This window comes from Brevundimonas sp. MF30-B, assembly GCF_004683885.1.
Taxonomy (GTDB): Bacteria; Pseudomonadota; Alphaproteobacteria; order Caulobacterales; family Caulobacteraceae; genus Brevundimonas.
Map to the genome: position 1 here is coordinate 2,786,280 of NZ_CP038440.1, position 14,847 is coordinate 2,801,126.

At 66.5% G+C, this 14,847-nt stretch carries 11 protein-coding genes; 5 read left to right on the forward strand and 6 right to left on the reverse strand.

What is annotated here, in order from left to right:
* Positions 1-79: 79 nt before the first annotated feature.
* From E4M01_RS14140 to E4M01_RS14150, 3 genes are all read right to left on the reverse strand, one after another.
* Positions 80-3,439 (reverse strand): TonB-dependent receptor, encoded by a 3,360-nt coding sequence (locus tag E4M01_RS14140; protein WP_135065831.1) that lies wholly within the window; start codon positions 3,437-3,439, stop codon positions 80-82.
* A gap of 155 nt (positions 3,440-3,594) precedes the next feature.
* On the reverse strand, positions 3,595-4,821 hold the full coding sequence (locus E4M01_RS14145; protein ID WP_245158311.1) for a capsular biosynthesis protein: 1,227 nt from the start codon (positions 4,819-4,821) through the stop codon (positions 3,595-3,597).
* Between the two features lie 294 nt (positions 4,822-5,115).
* Positions 5,116-6,273 carry an outer membrane beta-barrel protein gene (locus tag E4M01_RS14150; RefSeq protein WP_135280334.1) on the reverse strand — a complete coding sequence of 386 codons (1,158 nt, stop codon included), beginning with the start codon at positions 6,271-6,273 and terminating at the stop codon, positions 5,116-5,118.
* Positions 6,274-6,476: 203 nt separating this feature from the next.
* Here E4M01_RS14150 and E4M01_RS14155 point away from each other — a divergent pair, with 203 nt between their 5' ends.
* The 4 genes from E4M01_RS14155 (at position 6,477) to E4M01_RS14170 (ending at position 10,366) form a co-directional block, all read left to right on the forward strand.
* Positions 6,477-7,376: an SDR family NAD(P)-dependent oxidoreductase gene (locus E4M01_RS14155; RefSeq protein ID WP_371682926.1), complete on the forward strand. Its 900-nt coding sequence runs from the start codon at positions 6,477-6,479 to the stop codon at positions 7,374-7,376.
* 116 nt (positions 7,377-7,492) lie between these two features.
* Complete coding sequence (locus E4M01_RS14160) at positions 7,493-8,695, forward strand: acetyl-CoA C-acyltransferase (protein WP_135065882.1); 1,203 nt, start codon at positions 7,493-7,495, stop codon at positions 8,693-8,695.
* A 45-nt stretch (positions 8,696-8,740) separates the two neighbouring features.
* Positions 8,741-9,400 (forward strand): hypothetical protein, encoded by a 660-nt coding sequence (locus tag E4M01_RS14165; RefSeq protein ID WP_135065885.1) that lies wholly within the window; start codon positions 8,741-8,743, stop codon positions 9,398-9,400.
* 9 nt (positions 9,401-9,409) lie between these two features.
* A complete protein-coding gene (locus E4M01_RS14170; RefSeq protein ID WP_135065888.1) occupies positions 9,410-10,366 on the forward strand; it encodes a cation diffusion facilitator family transporter in 957 nt (318 codons plus the stop codon).
* Between the two features lie 6 nt (positions 10,367-10,372).
* Here the strand turns inward: E4M01_RS14170 and E4M01_RS14175 are convergent, their stop codons facing one another.
* From E4M01_RS14175 to E4M01_RS14185, 3 genes are all read right to left on the reverse strand, one after another.
* Positions 10,373-12,262 (reverse strand): ubiquitin-activating E1 FCCH domain-containing protein, encoded by a 1,890-nt coding sequence (locus E4M01_RS14175; RefSeq protein ID WP_135065891.1) that lies wholly within the window; start codon positions 12,260-12,262, stop codon positions 10,373-10,375.
* Positions 12,263-12,372: 110 nt separating this feature from the next.
* Positions 12,373-13,083 carry a monofunctional biosynthetic peptidoglycan transglycosylase gene (gene mtgA, locus E4M01_RS14180; RefSeq protein WP_135065894.1) on the reverse strand — a complete coding sequence of 237 codons (711 nt, stop codon included), beginning with the start codon at positions 13,081-13,083 and terminating at the stop codon, positions 12,373-12,375.
* A 43-nt stretch (positions 13,084-13,126) separates the two neighbouring features.
* On the reverse strand, positions 13,127-14,095 hold the full coding sequence (locus E4M01_RS14185; protein WP_135065897.1) for a WD40 repeat domain-containing protein: 969 nt from the start codon (positions 14,093-14,095) through the stop codon (positions 13,127-13,129).
* A gap of 179 nt (positions 14,096-14,274) precedes the next feature.
* On the opposite strand from E4M01_RS14185, the gene rpsT reads away from it, so the two are divergent.
* On the forward strand, positions 14,275-14,544 hold the full coding sequence (gene rpsT / locus E4M01_RS14190; protein WP_135065900.1) for a 30S ribosomal protein S20: 270 nt from the start codon (positions 14,275-14,277) through the stop codon (positions 14,542-14,544).
* Positions 14,545-14,847 lie beyond the last annotated feature (303 nt).

The following is a 14,847-nucleotide window of genomic DNA, read 5'->3' on the forward strand; positions in this document are numbered from 1 at the left end:
GCCTGCCGGCTTGAACTTCAACGCAACGAAAAAGGGGCGGTCCCGAAGGACCGCCCCTGATCGTTTCGCTGCGTCGGTTTTAGAAGGACAGACGGGCGCCGAACTTGATCTGCCAGGTCGAGGCCGGCAGCTGAGCGTTCGGACGACGAGCCTCGCCGGCCAGGTCGCCGGTGGCGCCGGCGTTCTGCAGCGTCGAGTACTGGTACACGGCGCCCGGCGCGGCGCACGAGGCGTTCGCCGTATTGGCCGCGTTTCGGCATTGCAGGACCACCGTGCCGACGCCGCGATAGAACGGATACTGTTCCGTCACGCCCCAGCGCTCGTTGATCAGATTGCCGATATTCTCGATGTCCATGTACAGCTTGACCTTGCCGGTCGGAACATACGGGACCGAGATCTCCTGCGACAGACGAACGTCGAAGGTGGTCACGGCGCCGGTGCGGAAGGCGTTCCGCGGCGCGATCGAACCGGCGTACTTCATCAGGCCGGTGTTGTTCAGGAAGGCGTTGAAGTCCGCCAGGTTGAAGCCCGACGCGTAAACGATGCGCGGATCGCTGGTCGCGGTCACGACACCGCTGGCGTCGGTCTGCGGCACGTAGAACAGCTGGTTAGAGGTGCCCAGAGCGCCCGAGTAGGACTGCGGCACCGCGTTGCCGAAGTCGTTGTCGAAGTTGCCCGTCCGGCTGTTGTGATAGACGTACGAGAACGGCAGGCCCGAGCGACGCTGAGCGAACACGTTGATCGAGGTCTCGTTGTCGCCGAACAACGCGCGGGTCCAGTTGGCGTTGACCGAGAACTTGTGACGGATCTCGAAATCCGAGGTCGCCAGGACCGGATTGTTGTGGTCGGCCGAAGCGAAGCGCACGAACGACGAGTCCGGCTGCGAGCTGGTCAGCGGGTTGCCGTCTTGAGCTTCGGTGTAGGTGTAGCTGGTGCGGACATCGAGGCCTTCGAACAGGCCTTCGTTCCAGCGCTTCTGAGCCGTGATGGCGCCCGAGGTGGACGATCCGCCCTTCTTGAGGTTGGACAACAGCAGGTCGAAGACCACCGGGCCGGCCGGACGCGTATAGACCGGGCGACCGTCAGGCGCCGTGCCCGCCACCGTCGGCAGCAGATCCGTATAGTACAGCGCGTTCTCGAACTCGTTGTGGATCACATCGGCCTGCAGGCGGAAGTCCTCGATCAGCGGCAGGTAGAAGCTGCGGCCGACCGTCAGGTTGTACTTCCAGGCGCTGGGGATCTCGAAGTCGGGATCCAGAGCCACCACGCTGCCGTTGCCGGGCGTGAAGGTGCAGTTGGCGCCGGCCGGAACGACGCTGAGGTCGGTCACCCCGGTGATCGGGCCGGTGCAGACAGCGTTCGTGATGCGCTGGCCGTCGTTGCCGAAGGGGTTGCCGATCTGAACGTTGGTGCCGATGGCCGAGAAGCGGCCGATGCCGCCCGACACGGTCCAGTCACCCGGAGTCCAGTTGAAGCCCAGGCGCGGCATGATCAGGTCGCGGCCGTCGAGGTTGGACGTATTGTCGAAGCCCTGGCGAGTGCGGAAGTTCGTGTTCAGCGTCGGACGATCGTCCATGCTGAACCAGTCGTAGCGCAGGCCGAAGTTGACGCGCAGGTTGTCGGACACCTGCCAGGTGTCTTCAGCGTAGATCGAGTTGACGTCATAGCCGAACTCGACCGCGCCATCGCGCGCCGTGCCGAAGGTGGCCGGCACCGTGCCGCCGTTGGGATCAACGGCGCCGCGGATGACCAGGCCGGAGGCGTTGCCGGCCAGGAAGTCGGCGTAGCTGGCGAAGGTCCACTGGCCCAGCGACTGGGACACGAAGACGTTGGTGAAGTCGCGCGTCTCCAGACGGATGCCCGCCATGAAGTCGTGCGAACCCCAGCTGTAACGGCCGATCAGCTCGGCGTTGCTGACTTCGCTGTACAGGTAGTTGTCGTGGCGGAAGTTGTCCGCACCGAACTGGATCTGCGGCGTGCCCGAGCCGGGCTCGACGCCGGCGAGGTCCGAAACGCCGACCGTCACCTGACCAACCGACAGACCGCCAACCGGCAGCTGGGTGGTTTCGGTTTCCTTGTAGCCGACGCGCAGCTCGGTCGAGAAGGCGTCCGTCCAGCGCGAGTTCAGCTGGGCGTTCCAGGTCGTGAGGCGCTCGTCCTTCAGATACTGGCTGGATTCCAGCGCCAGGCGCGGCTGGCTGGTCGAGCCGCCGTTGATGAAGGCCGACGAGGTCGAACCGTTGAAGGATTCACCGCGGGTTTCCTGGAAGGTCAGGGCCAGGCGGTGGTCCTGATTGATGTTCCAGTCGATCTTGGCCAGGTACTTCTCGTCCTGAACCGGCGGGGCCAGCGAGACGAACGAGCCCGGATCATAGCCGTAACGCGACTGGGTGGCGGCGCGGAAGGTGTCGACGGCGTCGGTGGTGATGCGCGGGATCGGGTTGGCGAAGCCGGCGTCGACCGGGCCCTCGTTGAGCGAGAACTCGGATTCGAACTTCTCGTACGACAGGAAGAAGAACAGGGTGTCGCGGATGATCGGACCGCCGAGGGTCGCGCCCCAGGTCTGCTCGTCGAACACGCGGTTGTAGTTCTGACGGGCGCGGAAGCCGGCGCCACGCGGGCCGTAGCCCCAATAGCGATCGCCCAGCAGGCTGTCGTTGGACTTCTCGTAGAAGGCCGAGCCGGTGAAGCTGTTGGTGCCCGAGCGGGTCACGGCGTTGACCGAACCGCCGATGAAGCCGTTGTTGATCACGCTGAACGGCGCGACCGAGACGTTGATGGCCTCGATGGCGTCAAGCGAGATGGGCGAGCGCTGGGTCGGATAGCCGTTGCCGTTCAGACCGAACTCGTCGTTCTGGCGGATGCCGTCGACGGTGAACTGGTTCAGACGCGTGCCGACGCCGGCGAAGCCCAGGGCGTCGTCGTTCGAGGGGTCGATCGTGACGAACGGATCGAGGCGCGCGATATCCTTGGGGTCACGGCTGATCGAAGCGGCGGCCGCGATGGCGTCGGCGCCGTAGTTCGACGAGCTGCCATAGCCGAAGTCGTTGGAGAAGCGCTGACGCGTCCCGGTGACGACAATGGCGTCCAGTTCAGCCGCCTGTTCGCCGACCACGATGTTGCCGGCCACCGGATCGCCCACGCCGATGCTGCCCAGCTGAAGCCCGCCGGCGCCCGCCGCGCTGCTGACCGTCACCGTATAGGGACCGCCCGCGCGCAGGCCGCGCGCGCTGTAGAAGCCCGACGCGTCCGAGACGGTGGTGACCGTGGTGCCCGTGGGTTCGTGAGTGATCGTGACCGACCCGGCGACCCCGGCGCCGCTGCCGTCCGTGATCCGACCGCGGATGCCGCCGGTCGTTTCCTGGGCGATGGCGACGCTGGAGGTCGCCATGAGGATCGCCAAGGCGGAAGCGCCACAGGCGAAATTGCGGTTGAACATTGTCTTTATCCCCTGGGGAAAGACGCTCGGCCTGGTCCGAGCGCGATTCCTGTCATCGATGGGGGGCGTTTAGGCTCGCGAACCAAAGGTCGGGCGACAGTTTGATGACAGACTCATGACAGCGGCCGAGGGTGGCTCCAGCGCCACACCCTGGATCAGCTGTAGATTTCGATGAAGTCGGCCACGCCTCGAGCCGTAGCGCCCATTGCGCGGGGTTCATGGTAGTTGCCGTTCACCTGACTGCGCGCGATTACATGGGCGCGGAACCGGACGAAGAGCTCGACGTCCGGCCCCTGTGGCGCGCCCCAGAAGGCGTCCAGCGGCTGTTGATCGGTAAGACCTTCGAAGTCGAAGAAGGCCTCGCCCAAAACCTTGACGGGCGTGTGAAACCCCAGGGCAGACAAGGCGGCCGAGGAGTTGTTGACCACCATGCCCTGAGAGGCGCGGCACAGTTGCGCCAGATTTCCCCCGTCGATGAAATCGACCCGGTCCGCCAGCCCGCGCTCTACGGCCAGGCAGCGTGTGATATGACGTAGGTTGACCAGCCCCGGATCCAGCGGATGGTTTTTGACCACCAGCCGCGCGTCCGCAGGGGCCTGTCGGGCGAAGCTGCTCATCACCTCAGCCAGGAAGGCGGTGTTGTCAGCATACTGCGAATACCGCAGCAGCTGGGCGTCTCCTTCGCGCTGCAGACACGCAAGGAAAAACGGGCCCTTGGCGGCGATCGCCTCGACCTCGCAGGCCGCCTTGGATTGGAAGGCGAGGCTCACATAGCGCCTCACATGGCCGAGGAACTGCAGCCAGGCGGACTGGGTGTAGGGATAGCTGTACTTGGGGAACATCAGCCGACCGGGTAGCTGGCAGGCATGATACAGGCTGATGTTGATGATGTGGTGAGGCAGTATGCGCCCTACGGGGCGAACGACCAGGGTCTCGGGCGCCGGCGCTGCGTACCCTGACCTGTGGCGTGGCAACTGACTGGATGCGTTGACGCCGTTCCGCTCGAGCGTGATCCAGTCCGGCCGGAAGTATCCGTTTTCGAGAACCCACACCTTGGCTTTCAAGCCGTCGGCGATGGAAAGGACGGCCTGATTGTACGGGCCGCTCTCGCCGAAAACGATTATGTCGGTGAACTCATCGGCCAGGGCCTCGAACAGAGCCGGCCATTGTTCGACGCCATCCGTGAATCTTATGCCGTTGGGTCGCCGCCAGAAGGCCAGGTCGCCGGCGTTGAACATCATCCGCGAGACGACGGCGCCGCGCTCGCTCAGGACATCCGCCAACGAGCGGCCGAAGCGGCCGAAGGGCGCGGTTACGATCAGAAATCGCCGGCCTTGCAGACTATCGGCCACGTCGCCCTGCGGCAGACGCGGAAGACGCAATTGCGCCCTGACCGCCGATTCTGAAAGACGCTTTGCCTGGCCTGCGGTGTCATCGAGCACATCCGCCATGCGACTATCTCCGCACATCATCGACGGCAACCGATGATAAGCGCTCACTCACAATCTGGCGCAGCATCGTCATCCGCTCCTTGTCGCCCCCCAGCGGTCAGGATCAATCGTAATAACCGCAAGCGCGCACCGTAGGAAGAAATGCGCCCGCGCGGTGCGGACGCGTTTCCCCGCGCTCTCGGTCTGGTCGGCCGGCCGGACTTGGAGCCCGGCCGGCCTTTCGACTTAGAAGTTGATGTTGATGGTGGCGCGACGGTTGAGCGGCTCGCGCACGCCGTCGGCGGTCGGGCGGGCCAGCTGCGTTTCACCGCGGCCGTCCAGCGAGATCACGCCGCCGTTGACGCCTTGGGCGACCAGGGCGTCGGCCACGGTGCGGGCGCGACGGTTGGACAGACCCAGGTTGTAGGCCGCCGAACCCGAGGAGTCGGTGTGACCGACGACCAGGATGCGGGTCGGGGTGCCCGACTTGGCGTGGTTGGCCGCTTGCGTGATGATCGAGCGGGCTTCGGCCGTCAGGTCCGAGCGATCCCAGTCGAAGTACACCACGAACTCACGCGCCTGGACCGGCGCAGGCGGCGGCGGCGGCGGCGGGGGAGGAGGCGGCGGGGGCGGCGGCGGCGGGGGCGGCGGGGGCGGAGGCGGCGGCGGCGGCGGAGCGTCGGCGCCGAACGCGTAGCGCAGACCCAGGGTCACCGTGTGCGACTGGTCGTAGTCGCCGTTGAACGTGCCGAGGCTCGCACCGGTCGAGAAGGTGTCGAACTCCATATCGCCCGTCAGATAGCGATAGGTCAGGTCGATGTTGGTGCGCTCGCCCACGGCGAAGGCGACGCCGGCGATCGCCTGGGCGGCGAATTTGGTGGAGTTGTCGTCTGCGGAGATGGTCGCTCCGCCAGGCGTCGGCTGACGCACGCGGCCGACGGTGTCGGTGCTGACGCGATTGACGCCGGCCCCCAGACCCACGAACGGACGCAGGCCCCAGAACTCGGTGCCGAAGTCGTAGATGACATTAGCCATCAGGGTGGTGGCTTCGATGTCGCCCTCGGGCGAATGGCACGGACCCGACGCCGGCGTCAGGTTGCAGAGCCCCGACGGCGGATTGTCGTTGGCGCGGCGCACGGTGCCGATGTCGCCCGAGCGGTAGCCGCCTTCGAGTTCGACGCGCCAGTTCGGGTTGAAACGATAGCCAAGACGCGCGAACGCCGCCCAGCCGTCATTGATCTCCCAGTTCCACTTCACGCCCGTGGTGGACGATTCCAGATTGACCGGTTCGATCGTGTGCCAGCCAGCGTCGATCGCGCCGTACCAGCCGTTCGGCTCCGCCGAAGCGGCGCCGGCCGCAAGCAGCCCCGCCGTTGCGACACCTGCCAGAAGTTTCAGCTTCATAGCCATCCTCATGCTCAAAAATTGTCCGATAGGCGACGCACAAGCGCCGTTCTCGAGTGGCCGAACGGAGGCAGCCGCGACTGGTTCCCGCGTTTACGACAATGATCCTGTGAACTGTGGCGCCGTCTCCACACATTGAGCCCTCGCGAAACGATAGGGCATGAGTAGGCTTCCGCGCGCTGACAGGAGAGAACCGAATGGCGATGAACTTTGAGGGCCGAGTGGCGATCGTCACAGGAGCCGGCGGCGGCCTTGGCCGAGAACACGCGCTGGCCCTGGCGAAACGCGGCGCCAAGGTGGTGGTCAACGATCTGGGAGGCGCGCGCGACGGTTCGGGCGGTTCCGCCACAGCGGCCGAAGCTGTCGTGGCTGAGATCGAGTCCCTCGGCGGCGAAGTCATCGCCAACGCCGCCTCCGTCACCGACTTCGCCGCGGTTCAGGCCATGGTCGACCAGGCCATGACCAAGTGGGGCCGGGTCGACATCCTGGTGAACAACGCCGGCGTCCTGCGCGACAAGACCTTCGCCAAGATGGAGATCGAGGACTTCCGCTTCGTCGTGGACGTGCACCTGATGGGGGCGGTCAACTGCACCAAGGCGGTGTGGGAGATCATGCGTCAGCAGAACTATGGCCGGATCGTCATGACCACCTCGTCGTCGGGCCTGTACGGAAACTTCGGCCAGTCCAACTATGGGGCTGCCAAGATGGCCCTGGTCGGCCTGATGCAGACGCTGTCGATCGAGGGCGCCAAGAATGACATCCGGGTCAACTGCCTGGCGCCCACAGCCCACACCCGCATGACCGAGGATCTGGGCGCGGCGCTGCCGCTGGAGCATCTGGGGCCCGAACTGGTGTCGCCCGGTCTGCTCTATCTGGTCAGCGAGAACGCCCCCAGCCGCTGCATCCTGGCCGCCGGCGCCGGCGGCTTCGAGCGGGCCTATGTCACCCTGACCCAGGGAACGCGCGCCGTCGGCGACGATGCCGCCGAGCAGATCGAGGCGGCCTTCGCCGACATCTCGGACCGCACCGGCGAGATCGTGCCCGACATGGGCGCCGCCCAGGGCATGATCGAACTGACCAAGCTGCAGAAGGCCCTGGGCTAAGGCGGCCGCCTCGCCTCTTGCGTTGACGCCACGACACCCGCCTAAAAGCGGTTCATCCGCGCTCAAGCCGCGAGCGACCGCGTCGCGAGCCTAGCGCCTCGAAAGGAGCATCGCAGATGCGCGAAGCCGTCATCGTCTCCACCGCCCGCACCCCGATCGGGCGCGCCTATCGCGGCGCCTTCAACGACACCCAGGCGCAGCAGCTTGGCGCCCACGCGGTCAAGCATGCGGTCGCCCGCGCGGGCGTCGATCCGGCCGAGATCGAGGACGTGGTCATGGGCGCGGCCCTGCAGCAGGGTTCGACCGGCACCAATGTCGCGCGCCAGATCGCCCTGGCCGCCGGCCTGCCCTCCTCGGTTCCGGGCATGAGTCTGGACCGCCAGTGCGCCTCGGGCCTGATGGGCATCGCCACAGCGGCCAAACAGGTCATCTTCGATCAGCAGAAGATGGCCGTCGGCGGCGGACTGGAAAGCATCTCCCTGGTCCAGAACCAGCACATGAACCTGTACCGCGGCAAGGACGAGGACCTGCTGAAGCTGTCGCCGCACATCTATATGTCGATGCTGGAGACGGCCGAGGTCGTGGCCCGCCGCTACAACATCAGCCGCGACGCCCAGGACGAATACGCCCTGCAGTCCCAGCAGCGCACGGCTCAGGCCCAGGCCGAGGGCCGGCTGGACGCCGAGATCGTACCCATGACCTCGATCATGCTGGTGATGGACAAGGCCACCGGCGAGACGTCGAAGAAGGAAGTCACCCTGTCCAAGGACGAGGGCAACCGCGCCGACACCACGCTGGAAGGCTTGAAGTCGCTGAAGCCCGTGTTCGGTTCGGGCGAGGAAATCCAGCAGGGCGAGTTCATCACGGCCGGAAATGCGTCCCAGCTGTCGGACGGGGCCTCGGCCTGCGTGATCATGGAGGCCAGCGAGGCGGTAAAGCGCAATCTGCAGCCGCTGGGCGCCTATCGCGGCATGGCCGTCGCCGGCTGCGAGCCCGATGAAATGGGCATCGGCCCGGTCTATGCGGTGCCCAAGCTGCTGAAGCGCCACGGCCTGACCGTGGACGACATCGGCATCTGGGAGCTGAACGAGGCCTTCGCCGTGCAGGTGCTCTATTGCCGCGACACCCTGGGCATTCCCAATGACCGGCTGAACGTGTCGGGCGGCGCCATCTCGATCGGCCACCCCTACGGCATGTCGGGCGCGCGGATGACCGGCCATGTCCTGATCGAGGGCAAGCGGCGCGGCGCCAAATACGGCGTCGTCACCATGTGCGTGGGCGGCGGCATGGGCGCGGCGGGTTTGTTCGAGATTTTCTGACGGCCTCGCTCGACCGTTACAAGGTAACAAACTATAGGACCGGCCATGTCGACCCCCGGCCTGGCCGAACCCCTTTTCCTGACCCTGTTGGGCGGCGGCTTCACAGCCGCCTTCCTGCACGCGGCCCTGCCGACCCACTGGCTGCCGTTCGTGCTGGTGGCGCGCGCCCAGCGCTGGGGCGTGGGCAGGATGCTGGCTGCGGTTGTCGCGGCGGGCTTCGCCCATATCGTCACCACCGCGGTCGCCGGCTCGCTGATCGTGGCGGCAGGGCTGGCGCTGAACCAGTGGGTGGCCGGACTGCTGCCGCATCTTTCGGCCGCGTTGCTGTTCCTGTTCGGCGCCTTCTATCTGGCCCGGTCCAGCCTGCGCCGGCCCCAACTGGCCTCGGGACCGCAGAGCGAACTGTCCGAGCCGGCCGTTTCGGATCGCGCGGCCTTTCTGGGCCTGGTCGCCATCATGGCCCTGTCGCCGGGCGAGGTGCTGCTGCCCATCTATCTGTCGGCGGCGGACGAGGGACTGACACTGCTGGGCCTTCTGACCCTGTGTTTCCTGCTGGGCACCCTGGCGGGGATGGTGCTGCTGACCCTGGCGGTGCGAGCCGGCGCCTCGATGCTGAAGGTCGAACGCTGGGCCCGGTACGAAGGCGCGGTGCTGGGCGTCGCCCTGATCATCCTCGGCCTTCTCGTGGCGACGCATCAACACTAACGTCGCCGCATGGCTCACGATCACCACCCGCACGTCCACGCGCACGATCACCCTGAGCACGGGCATGGGCATGGGCATGGGCATGGGCATGGCCATCACCACCACGGACCGACCGACACGGGCGACTGGCGCTATCTGGTCGCGCTGACGATCAACCTGGCCTTCGTGGCCATCGAGTTCGGGGCGGGGCTGTGGACGGGCTCGACCGCGCTGATGGCGGACGCGGGGCACAATCTGTCCGACGTGCTGGGGTTGGCCCTGGCGGGCGGAGCAGCCTGGCTGTCCCGCCGCGCCGCCGGGGAGCTGCGCACCTATGGCTACCGCAAGGCGACGGTGCTGGCGGCGCTGGGCAATGCGCTGCTGCTGATCTTCGCCTGCGGGGCCATCGCATTCGAGGCCGTGCGCCGTCTCAACGAGCCGGCCCCGGTCGCGTCCGGGGTCATCATGGCGGTGGCGGGCGTGGGCTTCCTGATCAATCTGGGCACCGCCCTGCTGTTTCTGAAGGATCAGCACAAGGACCTGAACGTGCGCGGGGCCTATCTGCACATGATGGCCGACGCGGCGGTCTCGCTGGGCGTGGTGGCGGCCGGCGCCCTGATCCTGTTCACGGGCTGGTCGATCGTCGATCCCCTGGTCAGCCTGGGCATCGTGGCCGTCATCCTGATCGGCACCTGGGGGCTGCTGAAGGATTCGGTCAGTCTGGCGCTGGACGCCGCGCCGACCGGGGTCAGCGTCTCGGGCGTGCGCGCGGCGCTGGCCGCCCTGCCCGGCGTGACTTCGGTCCACGACCTGCACGTCTGGGGCCTGTCGACCACCGAGACCGCCCTCACCGTCCACCTTGTGCACGACCGCGCGGACGCCGCCGTGCTGCTGGCCGAAGCCCACGCGGCTGCCGGCCGCTTCGGCATCGGCCACGCCACGGTCCAGCTGGAGCAGGGTCAGGCGATGAACTGCCCGACCTGCTGATCCGCCTTAGCGCGAGATGCGCAGCCGGGTGATGTCGCGCCCGATGGCGCGGAAGGCGTCCGACAGATCCGCATTGCTGGCCGGCAGGAAGGCGAAGGCCGGCCCGGTCGCGCAATCGCGCATCAGCTTGGCCGCGTTCCCGCCCGACGCCACCTGGAAGCCCACGGTGTAGACGATGACGCCTCGCGCCTTCATGGCGTTGCACAGTCTCAGCGTCTGGGCAAACGGGTCACCGTTAGAGGAGTTCTGATTGATGTGATCGGAGTTCGCGCCCGATCCCGTCCCGGCGTCTCGCGCGATTACGCCCTCGAAATACGGCGTGTTGAACTCGCCGTCGGTCATGAGAATGACCGCCTTCAGCAGGTTCTGCGGCTTGTACTCGCCGGCCGGATTGGATGGCCACAGCGTGTTGAAGTTGGGCGACACCGTATACCAGCCCCACGCCGCTCCGATCTGTCCGGCCGTGGAGCCGCCGATCTTCATGCTGTCGATCAGGTCCGTCAGCGAGTTCTTGTTCGCGCTCAGGGGCCGGATTGTCGCCTCCGGGCAGGGGTTGACGGAGTTGGTGTAGTCCTTGGCCGCCGGATAGTTGCGCCCCACCCGCGCGGTGGAAGGCGATGCGTCCGTGTAGGCGTGCGTCCCGACTCGCTCGCTGACGCAGCTTGACGACGGCAGAACCTTGATGGCGTTCGACATGTTCAGGAACACGCGCCACTGACAGCCGTCCCGACCACACCACGACCGCCCGCCGGAGGAATAGGTCCCCCAGCCCGCGCCGTTCTGATTGATCGAATAGGTGTTGCTGGTGAGGGTGGTGACGATGAAGCCCTTGTTGTTGAGGCCCGTCATGCCGTTCACATTGTCGATATAGACGCCGTCGTTCGTCGCGAGGCCGTGGTTGTTGGCGGTGATGACGACCGAGCAGTCGCTCTGGACGCATTTCGTCACGGTTCCGTTCGAAGAATATTTGCTGAAGTTGGAGGACGTAGACAGCGTGTTCCACCGGTTGCTGGACCAGTGCTCGAGCGAGAACTTGTCATTATCGATCTTCACCACGCGAAAGGCGCGATTGTTGATCTGCGTCATGCCGCTGACGTTGTTGATCCAGACGAAATCACCGGTCGAGAAGCCGTGCTTGCTCGACGTCACGACGCCCGGATTGGCCTGAGTGATCCCGCTGATGGTCTTTCCGGAACCGCTGGACCAGACCGCGTTGCTGATATTGACGGATTGGGTCAGGGCGCCTCGCGCGCCGGCCGCGTAGGAACCCATGTTCACCCCCATCGAATAGGGGATGATCGACATGCGCGAGTAGTAGGGCGACTGCTGGTCCTGAACGACGGTTTCCACAAGGTCCTTGGCGGCCGCCTTGAGCGACGTGATGCGCGAGCCGTCCATCGAGCCGGTGATGTCCAGCACCAGCGCGACCTCGACATCCTTGGACGAGCGGTTGACCTCGGACTTCACCCCGACCTGCAGCGTTTTGTCGAAGAACTGACCATAAGGCGGCAGCACCAGGCCGGCGACGACGGTGTCGATATCGACCTGTGCGTCGGCGATCACGATGTTGTCGGCATTCAGAACGAAGGTGGCCTTGGGCTCTGCGACCTTCGGATAGGCCGCCATATTGGCCAGCAGGGCGACCATGCCCACGCGCTGGATGTTCTCCGCATCGCTGTACGGTGAACGCGCCGCCGCCAGAGCGGCCGCGTCCAGCGCGTCCTGAAGACTCATGCGCACGGTGGAGGCGCGATGGATGTCCACCCCGCCCATGGTCATCAGCAGCAGAGCGGGCACGCTCAGCGCGAAGATCATCGCCACATTGCCGCGTGTCTGTCCCGCCAGCCGCGCCGCGAACGCGCGCGCGCGCTGAACGATCGAGCGTCCGGTCCCCATGCCCTGCTGAATCCCGCGTACGACGGACCTTCTCCGCCATAGGCCAGAATGAAGCCCGCGCGGTTAGGGAAGCGCCAAGAAGAACAGTTAGCGGCGCGTTAGCCGTGTTCTCAGCCGCGCCGGATCACGCAGGCGGCCAGACCTTCATTGCGCACCACGCGCGCGGCGGCTTGCACGCGGGCGGCGCGGCGGCGCACATAAGGGCCCGGCTGGGCCGCCCGGTAGCGCCGCGGGCTGGGCAGGATCGCCGCCAAGCGCGCCGCCTCCGACGCCGTCAGATCGCGGGCGCTCTTGCCGAACCAGTGGCGGGCGCCGGCCTCGGCGCCATAGACGCCCGGCGCGAACTCCGCGACGTTCAGATAGACTTCCAGGATGCGGCGCTTGCTCCAGGCCGTCTCGATCAGGACGGTGTAGCCGGCCTCCAGCCCCTTCCTGACCCAGTCGCGACCGGGCCACAGGAAGACGTTCTTGGCCGTCTGCTGGCTGATGGTGGAGCCACCGCGCACCCGCCCGCCGCGCTCGTTGGCCTCCAGCGCCTGGCGTATCGCCGCCATGTCGAAGCCGCGATGGCTGCAGAAGCGCGCGTCCTCGGCCGCGATCGCCGAATAGACCAGGTTAGGCGAGATGTCGTTCAGCGACCGCCAGCGGTAGTCCATCCCCTGGCCCTTGATCGCCTGCTGCCACATCAGAAGCGTCGGCGGCGGCGGCACGAACCGATGCAGGGCCACGCCGATGAACGGCAGCAGGCACAAGACGACCAGCAGCGTCAGCAGCGGCCGACGGCGGCGTTTCGGTTTCGGCGTTTCAGCGGCGTCCCCCATGACGTCCGGTGTCCGCGATCCCGCGCGCGGACGCAAGCGCGCGTCAGGCGCCGAGAGTGACGACGCCGGCGTTTCCATCCTCGTCGGCCCAGGCCACGCGGTCGGCGGTCGGGCTTAGCGCCAGGGCCGTGATCTCCGCGCCCCGCTCGGCCTTGATGAAGTCCAGCCCCTGCCCGGCCGGATCCGCGACCCAGACCCGGCCGTCGTTCAGCCCGGCCGCCAGCCGCCCCTGCCCCGTCACGCTGGCGATGCGCGTCACCAGGCTGTTGTCGTCGAAGCCGATTTCGGTCGCTTCGCGGCCCATCGGCCCGTTCGATCCGATGAAGGGCCACAGCACAGCCCCCTGCGCCCCCGAGGTCGCCATCAGCTGGCCCTTGGACAGAAAGCCGATCGACTTCACCTTGGACGGATAGCCGCCCATGCGCAGGTCCTTGTGATCCTTCAGCCGCCAGCCGTGGAGCTGGTTGTCCTGCATGGCGGTGATCAGGAAGGCACCGTCCGGCGACCAGGCGACGCTCGTGTGCGAGCCTGCCCATTTCAGCAAGGTGGGCTTTTGCTGGGCGATGCGCGCGAACCAAAGGGCCGCGCCGTTGTAGGTCGCCGTGGCGATGCGCCGCCCCTTGGGATCGAAGGCAAGGTCCGCGACCGTCCGCTCATGTTGGAACTCGCGACGGAAGGCTGGATCGGCGCTGTCCAGCACCGTCAGGGTGCGACCGGCGGAAAAGGCGATCAGCCCGGTGTCCGGCGCGGCATCCACCGCGTCGATCCACTGGCCCTTGGTCGTGGCCAGCACGGCCGACTCGCCGCGCCTGGACCACACCAGCCGCCCGTCGTCGCCGCCCGTCACCACCCCATCGCCCGAGGGGTGGACGCAGGCGCACAGCACCGCCCCGTCATGAGCCTCGGCCCGCTCGCCGTCGACGAAGACCACGGCTCCGTCGCCCAGGGCGAAGACCGCGCCCTGCCGGTCGAACAGGGCCGCGGTGACCTGGGCGTCGAAGGTGATTTGCATTGGGGGTCCAGCGATCCGATGATGCGAGCGCGGGTTCATAGCCGTCTTGGCGTCGCCTGTCGCCTGCGCGAACGGACTCGCGTTGACCCTCGCGCCGCCTTCGGCTATAGGCCCGCCCTCTTGAGATTTCCGCGCCGTGGACGGGTGTCTGCGGCGTTATTCGTTCGAAGGTTTGACTGATGGCCAACAACCCCGGCGCCCGCAAGGCGATCCGTAAGATCGAAGCGCGGACCGAAGTGAACAAGGCCCGCCGCACCCGCGTGCGCACCTATCTGCGCAAGTTCCAGGAAGCGGTGACCGGCGGCGACATCGACGCCGCCAAGGCCGCCTTCATCACGGCCCAGTCCGAACTGATGCGGGCCGTCTCCAAAGGCGTGGTTCACAAGAACACCGGCTCGCGCAAGGTGAGCCGTCTGGCCGCCCAGCTGAAGAAGCTTTCGGCCGCCTAAGGCGCGTCACGCGGGCTTCGCCCGACAGGGGTTTTCACAGCCCCGTCATAGTAAAAATGAGTGATTACAACGGCGAGGGCGCGCAAGCTCCCTCGCCGTTTTGCGTGTTCGCTGCAAGTGCGACAGTCGTCATCAACCGCTGCGATTGTGGCGAAACCGTCATTTTCCTAGGCGGGATCGACCCTTAGCGGAGTCAAACGATTTAAGTGCGAATCGGGAGTCGAATCAGCGTTGACCCTCCCGGTCTGCGGCGTAAGTTTTGGCCTCTCAACGCCCTTCCGACCCGGCGGCCTCCGCCGGGGA

What these genes read in the sequence shown, in the direction of transcription:
- E4M01_RS14170 (WP_135065888.1), top strand. Translation starts at nt 9,410, where the DNA reads ATGGCTCACGATCACCACCCGCACGTCCACGCGCACGATCACCCTGAG.
- E4M01_RS14175 (WP_135065891.1), bottom strand. Translation starts at nt 12,262, where the DNA reads ATGGGGACCGGACGCTCGATCGTTCAGCGCGCGCGCGCGTTCGCGGCG.
- E4M01_RS14150 (WP_135280334.1), bottom strand. Translation starts at nt 6,273, where the DNA reads ATGAAGCTGAAACTTCTGGCAGGTGTCGCAACGGCGGGGCTGCTTGCG.
- mtgA (WP_135065894.1), bottom strand. Translation starts at nt 13,083, where the DNA reads ATGGGGGACGCCGCTGAAACGCCGAAACCGAAACGCCGCCGTCGGCCG.
- E4M01_RS14185 (WP_135065897.1), bottom strand. Translation starts at nt 14,095, where the DNA reads ATGCAAATCACCTTCGACGCCCAGGTCACCGCGGCCCTGTTCGACCGG.
- E4M01_RS14140 (WP_135065831.1), bottom strand. Translation starts at nt 3,439, where the DNA reads ATGTTCAACCGCAATTTCGCCTGTGGCGCTTCCGCCTTGGCGATCCTC.
- E4M01_RS14165 (WP_135065885.1), top strand. Translation starts at nt 8,741, where the DNA reads ATGTCGACCCCCGGCCTGGCCGAACCCCTTTTCCTGACCCTGTTGGGC.
- rpsT (WP_135065900.1), top strand. Translation starts at nt 14,275, where the DNA reads ATGGCCAACAACCCCGGCGCCCGCAAGGCGATCCGTAAGATCGAAGCG.
- E4M01_RS14160 (WP_135065882.1), top strand. Translation starts at nt 7,493, where the DNA reads ATGCGCGAAGCCGTCATCGTCTCCACCGCCCGCACCCCGATCGGGCGC.
- E4M01_RS14155 (WP_371682926.1), top strand. Translation starts at nt 6,477, where the DNA reads ATGAACTTTGAGGGCCGAGTGGCGATCGTCACAGGAGCCGGCGGCGGC.